This is a genomic window from Micromonospora sp. WMMD708 (assembly GCF_049315245.1).
In the GTDB taxonomy this organism is placed as follows: Bacteria; Actinomycetota; Actinomycetes; order Mycobacteriales; family Micromonosporaceae; genus Micromonospora; species Micromonospora wenchangensis.
This window is the reverse complement of sequence record NZ_CP186060.1, coordinates 3944270-3959220: the sequence shown is the minus strand read 5'-3', so window position 1 is coordinate 3959220 and position 14951 is coordinate 3944270. Positions and strand designations below refer to the sequence as shown.

Below are 14951 nucleotides of genomic sequence, written 5' to 3'. Positions count from 1 at the left end.
CGGCCACCGCGCCAACGGCATGCGGCGGAGCCGGATACCCGCGTGCGAGTCGGGCCGGTCGGGATTACCGTCCCGTGATGAACTTCGACTTCGGCATCACCGGCTACCAGCCATCCTGGCTGAGCGGAGTTGCTGAGGTCGCCGGCCGTCACGCGCGACGGCTGCGGGGCCTCGTCGGCCGGCGGCTGACGTCCAGTTGGGTGGTGTGGGATGACGATGACGACACCTGGTTCGCCGACTGCCCGGTGGTGTTCGACTTCGACGACGAGCGCCTTGAGGTCAATCATCAGAAGTTTGATGATCTGTCCATCACGTATGGGTCGATCGATGTGACGCGGAAGCCGGTGTGGCCCACCTCGGACGGCTTCCGGCTCCGCTGGCGCAGCGATGCTCCGGCACTGTTGGCTGCCCGGCACGGGCAGCGGCTTGAGGCGGTGGAGCTTCTGGAGTGGGCCGGGGGTGACCTGGCGGACGGTACCGTGGCGTTGGGCCTGCGATTCGCGAGCGGCTGGCTGACGGTCCACAACGCGCTGGACGAGAACGGCATTCAGGAGGGCGGTCCCTCCCCGCGGTACCGCCGACACCGCCTGGACTGAGCCCGCATTCCTTCCTCGTGGGGGTCTGCGCCGTCGTTGAGTGCGGCCAGCAGGCGCAGCCCGTCTTCGGCGGGGCTCCCCGGCGGCGCCGACAGGACTATCAGTTCCGTGCCCGATCCATCCGGCAGGGCGAAGTTCTCCTGGTGCAGTTCCAGCAGTCCCACCAGCGGGTGCCGGAAGGCCTTGCGGCCATGTGTGCGGGCGCGCACGTCCGCACGGGCCCAGAGCCGACGGAAGCGTTCGCTGCCCATGGACAGTTCGCCGATGAGCGAGGCCAGGCGCGGATCGTCGGGGTGTTTGCCGGCGGCCAGGCGCAGGTGCCCGACCACGTCGAGGGTGCACGTCTCCCAGTCCGCGTAGAGGCCGCGCTCGGCTTCGTCGAGGAAGATGTGCCGGGCGGTGTTCAGGCCCGTGGTGTCGCGGCCGTAGAGAAGTCCGGCGAGGCGGTTGCCGGCCACCACGTCCATCCGGTGGTCCATGATCAGGGCCGGCGCATCGATGATCAGATCGAGTACCCGCAGCAGCTCCGCCCGGGGTCGACCGCCGGATGACCTGGTGCGGCGGCGACGTTGCCGGGCCAGCCGGTGCAGGTGACCGCGTTCGGTCTCGTCGAGTCCGAGGACCCGGGCGAGCGCATCGAGGACCTGTTCGGACGGTTGGGTGGCGCGACCCTGCTCCAGGCGTACGTAGTAGTCGACGCTCACCCCGGACAGGTGGGCGACCTCTTCACGACGTAGCCCCTCGACGCGACGTCGGCCGTCGGTCGGGATGCCGGCGACCGACGGGTCGACCCGGGAGCGTCGGGTACGCAGGAAGCCCGCGAGATCGTCCATGACCTCCAGTATCGCTCCGGCGACGGGAGTGCGGGTGGTCCTGCCGGTACCAGGAAGTCCGGTCCGACGGAACGCGCGTCCCTGAACGGCGCGCTCCCGGCGGTCGAGCATGGGCGGCGACACCCGGTCGTCGGAAGGACCAGCTGTGAAGACCCTCATCGTGTACGCCCATCCGGAGCCGCGTTCACTGAACGGTTCGCTGAAGGACGTCGCGGTGTCCACCCTCGCGTCCGCCGGTCACGAGGTGCGGGTGAGTGACCTGTACGCGATGAACTGGAAGGCCGTCGTGGACGCCGCCGACTTCGGCGGGTACGCCACCCGCCCGCTGCGGGTGGCACCGAGCTCGGGTGGGGCGTACGACGCCGGCGCGCTCACCCCCGACGTGACGGCCGAACAGGAGAAACTGCTCTGGGCCGACACGGTGATCTTCCAGTTCCCGTTGTGGTGGTACACGATGCCGGCCATCCTCAAGGGCTGGGTGGACCGGGTGTTCTCCTTCCACTTCGCCTACGGCGTGGGCGTACACGACGAGACCCGCTACGGCGAGCGTTTCGGTGAGGGGACGCTGGCCGGTCGGCGGGCGATCCTCTCGGTGACCATCGGCGGCCCGGAGTCGCACTACACCGATCGCGGGATCAACGGCCCGATCGAGGACCTGTTGTTCCCGATCCACCACGGGATCCTCTACTACCCGGGCCTGGAGGTGCTGCCGCCGTTCGTGCTGTACCGCGCCGACAGGATCTCCGACGACACGTTCGCGGACGCCGCGACACGGTGGAAGCAACGACTGCTGACGCTGGAGACCACCGCGCCCATCGCGTTCCGGCGGCAGAACTCCGGTGACTACGAGGTGCCGTCACTGCGGTTGAAGGAGGGCCTGGAGGCGGCCGGCCGCGGCGGATTCAGCCTGCATGTGCGGGACCAGCCGCCGGGGTGATGAACAGTCACCGTCGATGACCTCACACCGCGCGGGAACGACCTGCGGTGCCGATCCGGGCCAGGGTGCCGTTCTCCAGGGCCGTCCACAGGGCCCCGTCGGGTCCGAGGGCGATGCCGTGCGGCTCGGAGCGCGGGGTGGGCAGGTCATGGACCTCGATCGCCCCGTCGGTGGTGATGGAGCCGACCCGGTTGCCCGCCCACTCGGTGAACCACATGTCGCCGCCGCCACCGGTGGTGATGGCGTGGGGGCGGGCGGCGCGGTCGGGCAGCGCAAACTCGTCGATCGTGCCGTCGGGGGTGATCCGGCCGATCTGGCCGGCGGCGATCTCGACGAACCAGACGGTCCCGTCCGGGCCGGCGGTGATGCCCACGGGGGCGGCGGATCGCGTGGGCAGCGGGTGCACGCTGACGGTGCCGGCCATGTCGATCCGGCCGATCGCGTTCGCCTGGTTCATCGTGAACCACATGGCGCCGTCGGGGCCGGCCGTGATGGCCGACGGATAGGCGCCAATGACCGGGAGCGGGAACTCGCTGGCCGTACCGTCGGTGGTGATCCGGCCGATGCGGTCGGCGTTCATCTCGGTGAACCACAGGGCGCCGTCGGGTCCGGGGGCGATGCCGTACGGGCCGCCGTCACGGCTGGGCACGGGGAACCTGGTGGTGTCGCCGTCGGTGGTGATCCGGCTGATCCGGTGGGCCCGCGACTCGGTGAACCACAGCGCGCCGTCGGGCCCGGGGACGATGATCGTGGGCTGCCCGTCGGGATCGACGAGGTGGGTGGTCGCCGGCTCGCCCGGGACCATCCGTCCGACCCGGCCGCTGTGGGCGAGCGTGAACCACAGGGCGCCGTCGGGTCCGGTGGTGACGCCGTACAGGCCGCTACCGGCGTCGGTCACCGGATGCTCCTCGATGACGACGCAGGTCACGGGGTCCGCTCCAGTCCGCCGTCGGTGGCGATGCGTTCGATCTCGGCGGGTGCGCCGGCCATCAGCAACCGGGTTTCTGCCGCTGTCGCGCAGAACCTGCCGATGACCAGCCGTTCCGGCCCGAAGTGGTAGGGCACGTTGCGCTGCTCGAAGCCGGTCGGATCGTCGGGGTCGTCGTAGTAGGTGTAGTCCCCGACGACGATCCGGGGGAGGTGACCAGCGGCTTGAGGAACACCACCCGGGGAGGTGTCGCCACCGGGTGAAGGGCCGTCGGGTCAGGCGTCACGGGGAACCTCGCTCATTAAGGCTACGGTTGTAGCGATAACATCCTGGCATGGCGTCGCCACCACCGACAAGCGATCGTCCCGACGAGACGGTGACCGCCCCCACGCGCCGACCCGGCGGGCGTAGCGCGGCGGTCCGTCACCGCGTCCTCGACGCCGCGCTCGCCCAACTGGTGCAGCACGGCTACGACTCCCTGAGCATCGAGGTGGTCGCCGAACGCTCGGGGGTCCACCGCACGACGGTCTACCGGCGCTGGCGCGACGTCGGTGGCCTGCTGGCCGACGTCGTCGACGAGGCGGGTGCCGACGCCTGGCGTCCGCCCGACACGGGATCGCTCGAAGGTGACCTGGTCGCGGTCAACCGTGAGGTCTACACCGCACTGACCACCGACCCGGTGACCACCGCGCTGATCGCCGCGTCGTTCCGGTCCGAGCGGGCCGCCCAGGCACTGAGCGCCTTCTGGGCCGGCCGGTACGACCGCTGCGCCGACATCACCCGCCGTGCCGTCGACCGCGGTGAGATTCCGTCGGGCACCGATGCGCGCCGACTGCTCATCGCCACCACCGCTCCGCTGTACCACGAGCTCGTACTCCTGCGGGCGACGACGGACGTGGACCTGCCCGACCGTGTCGCCCGCGGCGCGGCCACCGCCGCCCGCGCGGGCGCTTTCACCGACCCGTGGACAGAGGGCGGATGTGCGGCCGCGAATAGCACCAATTGAGGTCCCCGGACCCGCCCCGGTACGGGCCCCGCGTCGCCACGCGGAGGCAGTACCGGAGCGCGCTTCGCGGCCCGCCGCCGGGGAAGCGGCTACGCTCCAGGCCCGCACCGTCCCGGTTCGCGGCCTGCCAGGCGTACGACGGCCGTGGCGCCCTGGCCCTCACCGAACTCCCAGCCGGCGATCACCGTGGTGCCCGGCAGGTCGGCGATCGGTTGCAGGTCGCCCGGGCATTCACCGGGGCCGAGGTAGTACGCGCCGGTCATCCGTGCCCAGTGGGCGTCGAGGCACAGCCCGCGCAGGTGTCGTCGGAGTGCGTCGTCGTCGATCTGGTCCAGGGTCGATTCCCAGCGGGGGTCGACCACACTCCCGTCGGGCTCGACGTACCCGTGTCGCTGGAGGCTGTCGCCGATGTCGCTCAGGCCGTCGGGGGCGCTCATCGTCCACGTCGCCGCGCGCATCGCGTCCAGCAGTGAGCCGTCCGTGCGGGGCCGCAGGAGCAGATGGGGGTAGAGCCGGTAGCCGTCGGGGGTGAGTTCGTCGAGGCTCAGCGAGCCGTCCCGGAGTGCCCGGCCGATGTCCCTGCCCCATACCACGGCCCGGTCGTCGTCGGTCGTGGCGGTGATCAGCGGGTGGAGCGCGGCGGGCCGCACCTGCGTGGCGATGAACGCCGACCCGGCCAGGTCGGGCACCCAGCGGTCCGGATCGAGCCCGTCACCGCCGAGGTCGCCTGACCGTCCGTTGGCGTCGGTCACGAGTTCGCCGGGATCGAGGTCCTCGATCGCCTCGCCGGCGGTCTCGTCGTCGTAGTGGAAGACCGCGTACGTGCCCGCCGTGTCGAACTCCGCCAGTGGCCGGCCGAGCAGCAGGCCGAACGCGTGACCGAGCAGGTCGTCCCAGTGGGACACGCCGTCTCCTTCGGGTAGCTGTCGCCCAGCGCGACCGGCGACCCGGACCGCTGACAGGAGATGATGCCAGCCCGTATCCGACCCGGCCGGCGCGGCCACCACTCCGGGCGACCCGCCGCCCGGTACCGCCTGCACCTCGACACCCCTCGCGTCCCCCGGCGGACGGGTGACCGAGGAACCAGGAACCACCCGCCGTGCACAAGCCCACACCCCCTACCTGCCCCGGCCGCCGGTCGGTCCGGCGGCCCGGGCGTCTTCCCGTTGACTTGTCACTTGCATTTTGCAAGTATGGCCCGCATGGGCCTCTTCATCACCTGTCCGGTCGAGAGCGTCGAACGCGCAACCGCCTTCTACACCGCCCTCGGCTGGACCCTCAACGCCGAGATGTCCGACCACAACGTGTCGTGCTTCGCGATCGCCCCCGAGCAGTACGTCATGCTCGGCAGCCGCGAGATGTACGCGAGCGTCGGCGGAGTCGAAGACCTGATCGGCGGCCCTCAGACGCCCTCCAAGGTCACGGTCTCGTTCGACCTGGGCAGCCGGGAGGCGGTCGACGAACTCGTCGACCGCGCCGGCGCCGCCGGCGGGCGGATCGGCGACACCGACGACTACCCCTTCATGTACCAGCGCCAGTTCGACGACCCCGACGGCTACCACTACTCACCGTTCTGGATGAAGGCGGACGCCGACCCGGCCGCGTGAGCGACCTCGCCGCAGCCCTCGACATCGTCGGAGCACGGTGGGCCCTGCTCATCGTGGAACGCCTGCTCGACGGGCCACAACGCTACGGCGACCTGCAACGCGACCTCGGCGTGCCGACGAACATGCTCGCGACCCGCCTGCGCGAACTCGAAGCAGCCGGCGTGCTGATCCGCCTGCCCCTTCGACACAACACCCGGGCCTACGCGCTGACCGAACGCGGATCCGCCCTGCGCGAGGCGATCGTCGCACTCGGCAAGTGGGGCAGGAACGACGCACAGGAAGCGACCCCCCGCCGGCGAACCGGAGGAACCTCAGTTCCCCTCTGATCCCACCCTCTGTGCTTCGGCGATCGCCGCCTCGACGGCCTGCCGTGCACCGCTCGTGCGGGCGACGACCTGCATCAGCACCTGCTTGATACCGTCCAGGGCCTGTAGCAGCGGTCCGGGTTGGCCGCCCTGGAGGATCGTGGTGACGAGCTGCTGCGTCTCACCGATCCGGGTGATGGCGCCGCCGGCAGCGTCGCGGGCGTCGCCGACGGCGCTCTGCACGGGCGTCAGCGCGGCGATCGTCTCCTGCGGGCTCGCCTGCTGGGGTACGGCGGCGACGGCCTTCGTCGCCTCACTGATCGACCCCCCGAGCCGCCCCAGGCCCCCCTGGACATCGGTGAGGGCACTCCGCACCCGGGCCACGCCCGCCGCGACAGCGAGGAAGCCGGCGCTCGCGGCACGCAGCGCCACCTCCTGCGCCTGCCGGTCGGCGGCGGCGGTCAACCCCTGGGCCCGTTCGACGCCGGCCATCACAGCCCGCAGCTCACCAGTGATTCTCTCAACGGTTGACATCGAAGCGGCATCCCCAATCGAGAACGGCGAACGGGTGCACCCGACGCTACCGAAGGCACTGCACGGTCACCAGAGACAGCAGCAGGAGTCCGACCCGTGCTGCTGCGGACCCTCGTGCCCGCGTGGAGGGCTCGCGGGACGGGCCTCCGTGCGCAGGCTGTCTGGCCAGCGACGGACGGCCGCCAACCGGTAACCCCACCACCGACACGGGCTCCCTCAACTGATGAGCGGTCGGTTCGTCGTCACCGACACCCACGTTGCGGTGGGGAGACCACCCGCCCTAACGTGTCCGACATAGACCTGTGCGGATCAACTGTCGGGGGACGGAAATGCGCGCGATGGCCGCTGTCGTGGCCGCCTGCCTCACCGTGGCTGCCGCCCCGGCCGCCCCGGCCAGCGGGGCGACCCTCGCCTGGCGATCCTGCCCCGGTGTCGACGACAGCCGACTGCGCTGCGCCACCGTCCAGGTGCCACTCGACCACGCGCGGCCGACCGGCCCGACGATCGACATCACGATCTCCCGACTTCCCGCGACCGACCCGGCGCTGCGCCGCGGCGTACTGGTCACCACCGGCGGCGGTCCGGGCGGTGCCGGGGTGCCCGAGCCGCTGAACCTCGCCGCCGCCGTCGATCCCGCGGTGCCCGCCCGCTACGACATCGTCGGGTTCGACATGCGCTTCGTCGAACGCAGCACCCCGATCACCTGTGGCCAGCCGGAGGAGGAACCGGGTGGCTACTGGGTGCGCACCGCGACGTACCAGTCCCTGGCGGACACCGCCGCGCAGGCCCGCGCGTACGCCCGCGCCTGTGCCCGGCACGCCGGCTGGGCGCTGCCGTTCGCCACGACCGCACAGGCCGCCCACGACATGGACACCATCCGCACAGCCCTCGGCGAGCGGAAACTGTCCTTCCTCGGGGGTTCGTACGCGGCGCTGCTCGGCGTCGCGTACGGCACCCTGTTCCCGCACCGGGCGGACCGGTTCGTGCTGGACAGCCCGGTCGACTACGACCTCGCCTGGCGTCCCTACGAACTGGCCCGGATCCCGGCCTTCGAGGAGAACTACGCCGCCTTCACCGGGTACCTCGCCGACAACAGCGCGACGTTCGGGCTCGGCGCGACGCCGACCGAGGTCGCGGAAACCCTCAACCGGTCCCTCGCCGGGGCGGCGACCGAGCCGATCGTGGCCGGATACCACGCCTGGACCGCAGGCGAACTGGGCTCCCTGACGGTCATCGCGACGTACTTCGAGCACCTGTGGCCGGTGGTCGCGACCGACCTGGCCGCCATCCTCGCCCACCGCCCGCCACCGATCCCGCTCGACCCGCGACCGGCCCCGCTGCCCGGCACCCCGGGTGTGCCGGCGGACAACCACACCGCGGTCAACACGGCATTCCGCTGCGGCGACGACGCGTGGCCGCGTGACCCGGCGACCTACCGCCGCGACCTGGCCCGCCTCGGCACCCGCTATCCCGTCTTCGGCCCGTCGATCGCCAACCTCAACCCCTGCGCCTTCTGGCCGGTCAGCCGGGACAACACACCGCCGCTCGCCGGTAACCGGGCACCGGCGGCGCTCGTCGTCGCCGCACTCCGCGACGCCTCGGTACCGCCGGCCAACTCGATCGCCACCGCCCGGGCCATCACCGGATCCCGGTTGGTCACCGTGGACAGAAGGACCCATGCGCCGGTGCTCAACGGCCCGGCCGACCCCTGCCTGGCGGACACGGTCACGGCGTACCTGGTGCACGGGCGCCTGCCGGAGCACGACACGGCCTGCTAGCAGCGCCCATGGCATCCCTCGCTTGAGGGTCGGTGGTGTCGCCTGCGCGGTGCGGGCCGACCCGAGGTGCCGGCACCGGGTGTGGATCACCTCTACCAGGACGACTGGCCCGGGCGACCTGACCGGTGGCCGCCGCTCACCGACCGGGCGGTTGACCGGTGCCGGCCGGGGCCGCCGGCCCGGCGGCGTCCCGCGCCGGCCCACCCGGGGGCGCGGCGTCCGTGGTCGCGGTGGTCTGCAACTGGTACGACCGGTAGGTCAGCCAGAGCGCGACCAGCCCGGCGACGGATGCCGCCACGCTGGCGATCTGGTCGGCGAGGTCCGGGCCGAGCGCCAACACCCCGACGACGATGACCAGGACCGCCAGCCCGCCGAGGGCCACGGTGCGGACCTGCTGTTTGGCCAGGTGCGCCGTCCAGCGGCGCGGGACCACCCTGGTCGCCAACTCCGCCAGGATGATGCCGGCCATCACCAGGATCGGCACCTGCCACGGCTCGACCTTCACGGACCCTCCTCCACTTCGCTCATGCGAGCGCCGCCTTCATGGCGGCGATGAACTCAGAGGTCAGTTCGGACTCACCGCGCAGCAGCCGGGCGGTGTGGTCGACGAAGGCCGCGGCGAACGTGCGATATCCCGGGTGCATCGGCCGGGGCCGGGCATTCTCCACCGCACCCCGTAGTGCGTCCAGGTGCGGGATGACCGCCCGGAGGTTCGGGTCGTTGTACGCCTCGGCGAGGGTCGGGGCGAAGCCGTGTCCGGCGAGGACCTTCTGGGCTGCCGTGCCGGTCATGAAGTTGATGAACCGGATGGCCTGCTCGGGATGCGGGCAGGTGCGCGCCAGTGCGAGGCTCTGGCCGCCGAGCACCCCGTAGGCCAGCGGGCGCACCTGGATCTTCCCGGCCAGCAGGTCAGGGTCCTTCCGCAGCTGGAGTTCGCGGTACTTCACTGGCCAGTTGCGCATGAACGTCGGCTTCTTCTCCACGAACGCGTCCAGGCTGGATTTCTCGTCGCTGGAGCGGGTGACCTTCCGGGCCTGAATGGCCTCCTGTAACGGCTGCAGCGCTCGCTGCCAGGGTTTCAGCTCGAACCGGATCTGCCCCGTCGGGCTGAGCAGGTCGGGTTCCGCGGACAGGGCGTGCTCCAGGATGTTGACCAGGAAACCCTCGTTGTAGTTCGACGAGTTGGGGCTCAGTTGACCGACGAACGAGGCTGTACCGGCCTTGTCGAGCACGCTCGACAAGTTCACCGGACCGGGCTGGTCGATCCCGTGGTCGCGGCAGAACAGCATGCCGACATCGGTGTTCAGTGGCGCGGCCCAGTAGCTGTCCGGGGCGTCCGCGACCTGGTGGAGGTCCTTCACCGAGTTCAGGAAGTTCGGGTCGGCCAGCCGGATCGGGGTGATCAACTTCTGCGCGGCGAACTCGGGAATGTCGACGACGTCCAGGTTGAGGATGTCGGCACGGCCGTTACGGGCTGCCGCCAACAGCCTCGTGTGTTCGTCGCCGGATCCGCCCTCGATCTCGTCGGTCAGCCGGGCCGGGGTGTCGGGGTTGGCCTGGTTCCACATGGCCAGCAGGAGTTCCCGGGCACCGGTGGGGTCGGTGCCGGTGGCGAGCCGAAGCTCGACCGGCGGTGGGCGGTGTCCGCCGGGCAGCAGGTAGACCGCCGTGGCGCTCACTGCGCCACAGGTCAACACCCCGCTGAGAAAGGAGCGCCGCGAGTACTGCTCGGACATGGTGCGGACTCCCTCGATCCAGGACGGTCACACGTACGCAACGAGCTATTCATCACATTACGCTTTGGCGTTGATGAATGACGAGCCTGGTGGGGGAGCCGGATGGAGGTCGTACTGTCGGAAACCGGATTCCGCCTCCCCTGTCGATGGTGGTCGTATCGCACGTCCGAAGGGGATCAACCGTGCCGGGGCAGCAACCGCCGGCCTGCCCGGAAGCCATTGTGTAACGCAATTTTCTCCGGTGGGATATGCGTCTCCGGTCAGGTGCGGTCGTATGTGGACCCCGAATAGTCGGGCGAGAACATGGTCCGGTGTCGCGCACAGCACGGCGACGGGGGAGCTGATGGAATCGACAGGCGCGGTATCCGCTGGACCAGGCGCTCCGGGTGGCACCGCATTCCGGCCGTCTTCGGTGGCAACCATCTCGCCTTCGTCACCGGGACCGGCGGCACGTGCCCGCCGGCCCCGGGCGGTGGCCGCGAATCCCGGTGGCCAGGTCGACCCGGCTCATGGATGATCGACATCCGGGTCGTTAGCTCAACTGGCCAGAGCATCCGACTGAGTAGCGCGTCCGCCCTCCGCCCGCGCGGCGATGGGTGCGCTTCCTTCTCCTTGTTGGATCGGAAGGTTCGGGGTTCGAGTCCCCGGCGACCCACTGCGCCACCGGGCGCCACCACCCGCCAGAGCCGACCGGAACGGAGGAGCACGTGATCGAGAAGCTGATCATCCAGAAGACCCTGCGCGTACCGGCGGGCACGGCTGCGGCCGGTGACGGCACGACGGTGGCCCGACAGTTGGACGCGGCGCTGCTCGGCGTCGGGTTTTCGGCTTCGCGGGCCCTGCTGGAGCACGTCGGGGGCCTGGCCCCCGGGCCGGCACTGGATCTCGCCGCCACGGTCGTCTCTGCGGTACGCGAGCTGGTCGGCGACCATGTCCAGCACAACGCCTACTTCATCGGTTTCCCGCACGACGTGCCGGACACCGTCGAGTTCTGGGTCGACCGGCTGCGGGCGGCCGTGCTCGCCGGTGGGGGCACGGCAACCGACGCGCAGTTGCGCGACGCCGCCGTCGCGGGCGCGGTGAACCTGCTCGACCTGCCGGCCTACGGCACCTACCAGCACACCTACGCGGAACTGCTGGCCGCGCACGACACGCTGATCGCCGCGGCCGGTGACCGGGTGACCCTGCTGCATCTCGGTGACACTCCCGAGGTGGAGGCGGCACGGCTCTACCTGGCCCTGGCCGGCAGCCCGACGCCGCACGGCGAGGCCGACCTCGCGATTCTCAGCGAGCTGGCGGTGGCCTGCGCGGACGGCGCGCAGCCGGCCGAGATCCCGGTACGGGAGAACCGGGCCGTCCTCAACGGGATCCGGCTCGTCCTCGGCCGGCCGCTGGTCGGCGTGGACACCACGACCGACGTGCTGCGTCTCGCCTGCCAGGTTTCCGGCGGGGACGTGTCGCTGGCGGCCCCGACGCGGTTTCGTGCCTTCCGCCGCCCGGAGCGGCGGATGCTGCTGGCCGCGCTGAACGAGGTCGTCGCCGCGAACCCGGACAAGCTCGGTGACGTCGCACGCTACGCGGAGCGCTGGAAGCGCCTCGGGGAACGGCTGCACCCCCACGAGTACGACCGGTGGCCGCACGCACAGGAGGTGTTCACGGTCGCGCGTGGCCAGCGGCGGGTGACCAACCTCGCCGGTCGGGCCGAGGCGGCGATCCGCGCCGGTGCCGTCGGTCCGGCCGCATCGGTGCTGTCGGCCGCGCCGGGCCTGCTCCTGCGCTCCGCCGACCGGCTGTTGCGGCTGGCGTCGGCGTCGGAGCGGGCCACGGTCGTCGACGCGGTCACCGGCGCGCTCGGCTCGGCATCGGGCCGGGTGCTGCTCTCGCTGCGGGAGCACGTCGACAACCGACTGACCCCTGCTTCGGCCCGGATGTACGCGAGTCGCTCCCGTACCGCGTGGGTCGGCCCCGACGAGCGGCCGCCGCTGCCGGCCGGGCTGGTGGCCGAACTGTCGGCGCTGCTCGACGCCGAGATCACCGCCCGGATGCCGCAGTGGCAGCGACCGCTGCTGGTGGATCCGCAGGTGCTCGACGTCGCCCTGCCGCTGTCCGGCAAGGCCGCCGAGGGCGGCTTCGCGATCATGCCCAGGGGCTCGCGGGCGTCGGTCTCCGGTGAGCTGCTGCGCTTCTTCACCTACTGGCGGCAGACCAGCCGCCGCACCGACTACGACCTGTCGCTGCTGCTGCTCGACGACGACTTCCACAGCGCGGGTCAGGTGTCCTGGACGAACTACCGGCACGACGGCGTGGTGCACTCCGGCGACGTCACCGACGCGCGCAACGGTGCGACCGAGTTCATCGACGTGCCCCTGACCGTCGGCGGACGGTACGTGGTTCCGCAGGTCAACATCTACGCGGGCGAGTCGTTCGACGAGGTCGCCGAGTCGATGTTCGGGTACCAGACCCGGGAGCGGGACCAGGGCGGCGCTCCGTTCGACGCCCGGACGGTGCGGGCGCGCTCGCAGCTGCGCGGCCAGGGCCGGGTGGCGCTGCCGATGGTGTTCGCCAGGAACGAGCAGGGTTGGCAGGCGGTGTGGCTGCACCTGTACCTGCAGGGACGGCCGTCGTTCAACCGGGTGGAGGAGAGCACCTTCACCACGGCCGACCGGGTACGGGCACTGGTGGAACGGCGGTACCTCACCGTCGCCTACCTCGTCGACCGGTGGCGCGGGCAGGCCGGGGTGACGATGTGGGACGGCCGGCTGCCGGACGGGCCGGTCACCTTCGTCGGCATCGAGGCCCCGGAGAACCTGCCGGACGGATCGGAGGCGTTCACCCTGGGTCGGCTCAACGAGTTGATCCCCGGGTAAGCTGTGACTGTCGAGGCCATGCGGGTGCTTCCTGCTGTTCCGTTCGATTCGGGACCTCCGCGCAAGCGGAGGATCTGGTATTCAGCCCCCGCGCTCTCCTCGACGTCCCCGGTACGGCATCGTGGTCCGGTCGTCACCGCCCACGATGTCCGGGTCCGTGGCGGCGACCGCACCACCCCACGCCGGTGCAGCGGGTCTTCGTAGCCACCCCTGGGCGGCCTTCGCACCTGCGACACCGTGGCCTCGCTACCTTCGGCCTGCTGGAACGACGTCGGACGGTCAGGTGTGCACGTCGATCGACTCCTCCGTTGACGGTGCCGATCGCGACCTACACGTTTAACGTGTTGGTTAAGTGAGAGGGCTCTGGATGGTGGCGACCGATCAGCTCAGCGCGGTGTTCGCGGCGCTCGCCGATCCCACCCGGCGGGCGATCATCGCCACGTTGGCCGTACGCGACGCCACGGTCACCGAGCTCACCGCTCCGCTGTCCATCTCGATGCCGGCGGTGTCCCGGCACCTGAAGGTGCTTGAGCGCGCCGCGCTCATCTCGCGGTCGCGCTCGGGCAAGTGGCGCGCGAGCCACCTCGAAGCTGCCCCGCTGCGCGAGGCGGCCGACTGGATCGAGGACTACCGGCGTTTGTGGGACTCGTCCCTCACCCGCCTCGACGCCCATCTCGCCGCGATGCAGGCCGCTGAGCGGGCGACGGACCCGGCGGCGGACGAACATCGGGAGAGAAAATGAGACCGACGACTCCGCAGCTGGCGATCTCGCGTCTGTTCGACGCGCCGCGCAAGCTCGTCTACCGCGCCTTCACCGAACCCGAACACCTGGCGGCATGGTGGGGTCCGACCGGGAACACACTGCCGCGCGCCGAGATCGAGTTCGATGTGCGCCCCGGCGGGTTCCAACGGTGGACCGAGGTCAACGCCGCCGACCCCGGCCTGCGCGTGCACGTCCACATCGACCTCACCGACGTCGTGGACGGCGAGTTGATCGACGGTGTCATGCGCGTCAGCGGGCGGCTGCCACGGGGCATCGAACCGTTCGAGACGAGACTGCGCGTCGAGTTCCACGACGAGGCGGACGGTCGGACGCGACTGGAGATCCGCCAGTGGCTCCCCGGACACCTGGCGCGGCCGAGCGAGGAGGGCTGGCGTCAAGCATTCACCAAGCTGGACGCCGACCTGGTGAATGCCCAGCTGACCACCGGGAGGTAGGGGTATGGCAAAGCTGATCTACATGAACAACGTGTCGCTCGACGGCTACATGGAGGACGAACGCGGCACGTTCGCCTGGTTCCCCATCGACGACGAAGTGTTCGCGTTCCACACCGGGCGCGTGCGGTCCGTGGGCACGTTCCTCTACGGGCGACGCCTGTACGAGGCGATGGCCGTCTGGGAGACCGACCCCGCTCTGGCGGGAAAGTCGGACCTCATGGCCGACTTCGCCAGCGCCTGGCAGGAGGCGAGCAAGATCGTTTACTCCACCACCCTCACCGACGTCTCCACCGCCGACACCCGGGTCGAACGCCGTTTCGACCCGTCCGCCATCCACGCACTGAAGGCCACCGCCAGCAGCGACCTGATGGTCGGAGGCGCCAATCTCGCGGCACAGGCGTTCAAGGCCGGGCTGATCGACGAGTGCGAACTGTTCATCCTGCCCATCGTCGTCGGTGGGGGTAAACCAGGACTACCGACCGGCATGCGCGCCGAGCTTGAGCTACTCGAGGAGCGCCGGTTCGGAAACGGCGTCGTACACCTGCGCTACCGCCCCCTCGGACGGTGAACGCCAAGCCCTTCCGGTCGTCCCGGGCAACGGGTCGC

At 70.8% G+C, this 14951-nt stretch carries 16 protein-coding genes, 1 tRNA gene and 1 pseudogene; 11 read left to right on the top strand and 7 right to left on the bottom strand.

Going from position 1 to position 14951, the window contains the following annotated elements:
* Window positions 1-77: 77 nt before the first annotated feature.
* Complete coding sequence (locus ACN260_RS17585) at window positions 78-596, top strand: hypothetical protein (RefSeq protein WP_422752150.1); 519 nt, start codon at window positions 78-80, stop codon at window positions 594-596.
* Here the strand turns inward: ACN260_RS17585 and ACN260_RS17580 are convergent.
* Window positions 548-1429, bottom strand: a complete 882-nt coding sequence (locus ACN260_RS17580; protein WP_422752149.1) for a helix-turn-helix transcriptional regulator — start codon at window positions 1427-1429, stop codon at window positions 548-550. The two genes, ACN260_RS17585 and ACN260_RS17580, sit on opposite strands and share 49 nt — an antisense overlap.
* 145 nt (window positions 1430-1574) lie before the next feature.
* Here ACN260_RS17580 and ACN260_RS17575 point away from each other — a divergent pair, with 145 nt between their 5' ends.
* Complete coding sequence (locus ACN260_RS17575; protein ID WP_422752148.1) at window positions 1575-2366, top strand: NAD(P)H-dependent oxidoreductase; 792 nt, start codon at window positions 1575-1577, stop codon at window positions 2364-2366.
* 22 nt (window positions 2367-2388) lie between these two features.
* On the opposite strand, the gene ACN260_RS17570 is transcribed toward ACN260_RS17575, so the two are convergent.
* Together ACN260_RS17570 and ACN260_RS17565 are read right to left on the bottom strand one after the other, a co-directional pair.
* Window positions 2389-3294 (bottom strand): virginiamycin B lyase family protein, encoded by a 906-nt coding sequence (locus ACN260_RS17570; RefSeq protein WP_422752147.1) that lies wholly within the window; start codon window positions 3292-3294, stop codon window positions 2389-2391.
* Between the two features lie 50 nt (window positions 3295-3344).
* Window positions 3345-3550, bottom strand: a pseudogene (locus tag ACN260_RS17565) (antibiotic acetyltransferase); the annotation flags it as partial.
* A gap of 78 nt (window positions 3551-3628) precedes the next feature.
* On the opposite strand from ACN260_RS17565, the gene ACN260_RS17560 reads away from it, so the two are divergent.
* Window positions 3629-4300 (top strand): TetR/AcrR family transcriptional regulator, encoded by a 672-nt coding sequence (locus tag ACN260_RS17560; RefSeq protein ID WP_422752146.1) that lies wholly within the window; start codon window positions 3629-3631, stop codon window positions 4298-4300.
* A gap of 89 nt (window positions 4301-4389) precedes the next feature.
* Here ACN260_RS17560 and ACN260_RS17555 read toward each other — a convergent pair whose 3' ends face one another.
* A complete protein-coding gene (locus ACN260_RS17555; RefSeq protein ID WP_422752145.1) occupies window positions 4390-5205 on the bottom strand; it encodes a hypothetical protein in 816 nt (271 codons plus the stop codon).
* Between the two features lie 297 nt (window positions 5206-5502).
* On the opposite strand from ACN260_RS17555, the gene ACN260_RS17550 reads away from it, so the two are divergent.
* Complete coding sequence (locus tag ACN260_RS17550) at window positions 5503-5907, top strand: VOC family protein (protein WP_422752144.1); 405 nt, start codon at window positions 5503-5505, stop codon at window positions 5905-5907.
* Window positions 5904-6233: a winged helix-turn-helix transcriptional regulator gene (locus tag ACN260_RS17545; protein ID WP_422752143.1), complete on the top strand. Its 330-nt coding sequence runs from the start codon at window positions 5904-5906 to the stop codon at window positions 6231-6233. Before ACN260_RS17550 ends, ACN260_RS17545 begins: the two co-directional genes overlap by 4 nt.
* On the opposite strand, the gene ACN260_RS17540 is transcribed toward ACN260_RS17545, so the two are convergent.
* Window positions 6219-6746: a DUF6244 family protein gene (locus ACN260_RS17540; RefSeq protein WP_422752142.1), complete on the bottom strand. Its 528-nt coding sequence runs from the start codon at window positions 6744-6746 to the stop codon at window positions 6219-6221. The two genes, ACN260_RS17545 and ACN260_RS17540, sit on opposite strands and share 15 nt — an antisense overlap.
* A gap of 338 nt (window positions 6747-7084) precedes the next feature.
* Here ACN260_RS17540 and ACN260_RS17535 point away from each other — a divergent pair, with 338 nt between their 5' ends.
* Entirely contained in the window at window positions 7085-8524 is a 1440-nt protein-coding gene (locus ACN260_RS17535; protein WP_422752141.1) for an alpha/beta fold hydrolase, read from the top strand.
* 136 nt (window positions 8525-8660) lie between these two features.
* Here ACN260_RS17535 and ACN260_RS17530 read toward each other — a convergent pair whose 3' ends face one another.
* Both ACN260_RS17530 and ACN260_RS17525 read right to left on the bottom strand, forming a co-directional pair.
* Window positions 8661-9029: a hypothetical protein gene (locus tag ACN260_RS17530; protein ID WP_422752140.1), complete on the bottom strand. Its 369-nt coding sequence runs from the start codon at window positions 9027-9029 to the stop codon at window positions 8661-8663.
* Between the two features lie 19 nt (window positions 9030-9048).
* Window positions 9049-10260 (bottom strand): extracellular solute-binding protein, encoded by a 1212-nt coding sequence (locus ACN260_RS17525; protein ID WP_422752139.1) that lies wholly within the window; start codon window positions 10258-10260, stop codon window positions 9049-9051.
* 526 nt (window positions 10261-10786) lie between these two features.
* On the opposite strand from ACN260_RS17525, the gene ACN260_RS17520 reads away from it, so the two are divergent.
* The 5 genes from ACN260_RS17520 (at window position 10787) to ACN260_RS17500 (ending at window position 14913) form a co-directional block, all read left to right on the top strand.
* Window positions 10787-10915 (top strand) — tRNA-OTHER (locus ACN260_RS17520).
* Between the two features lie 52 nt (window positions 10916-10967).
* Window positions 10968-13127, top strand: a complete 2160-nt coding sequence (locus ACN260_RS17515) for a hypothetical protein (RefSeq protein ID WP_422752138.1) — start codon at window positions 10968-10970, stop codon at window positions 13125-13127.
* A 367-nt stretch (window positions 13128-13494) separates the two neighbouring features.
* On the top strand, window positions 13495-13869 hold the full coding sequence (locus tag ACN260_RS17510; protein ID WP_422752137.1) for an ArsR/SmtB family transcription factor: 375 nt from the start codon (window positions 13495-13497) through the stop codon (window positions 13867-13869).
* On the top strand, window positions 13866-14345 hold the full coding sequence (locus ACN260_RS17505) for an SRPBCC family protein (RefSeq protein ID WP_422752136.1): 480 nt from the start codon (window positions 13866-13868) through the stop codon (window positions 14343-14345). Before ACN260_RS17510 ends, ACN260_RS17505 begins: the two co-directional genes overlap by 4 nt.
* Window positions 14346-14349: 4 nt before the next feature.
* On the top strand, window positions 14350-14913 hold the full coding sequence (locus ACN260_RS17500) for a dihydrofolate reductase family protein (protein WP_422752135.1): 564 nt from the start codon (window positions 14350-14352) through the stop codon (window positions 14911-14913).
* Window positions 14914-14951: the final 38 nt, after the last annotated feature.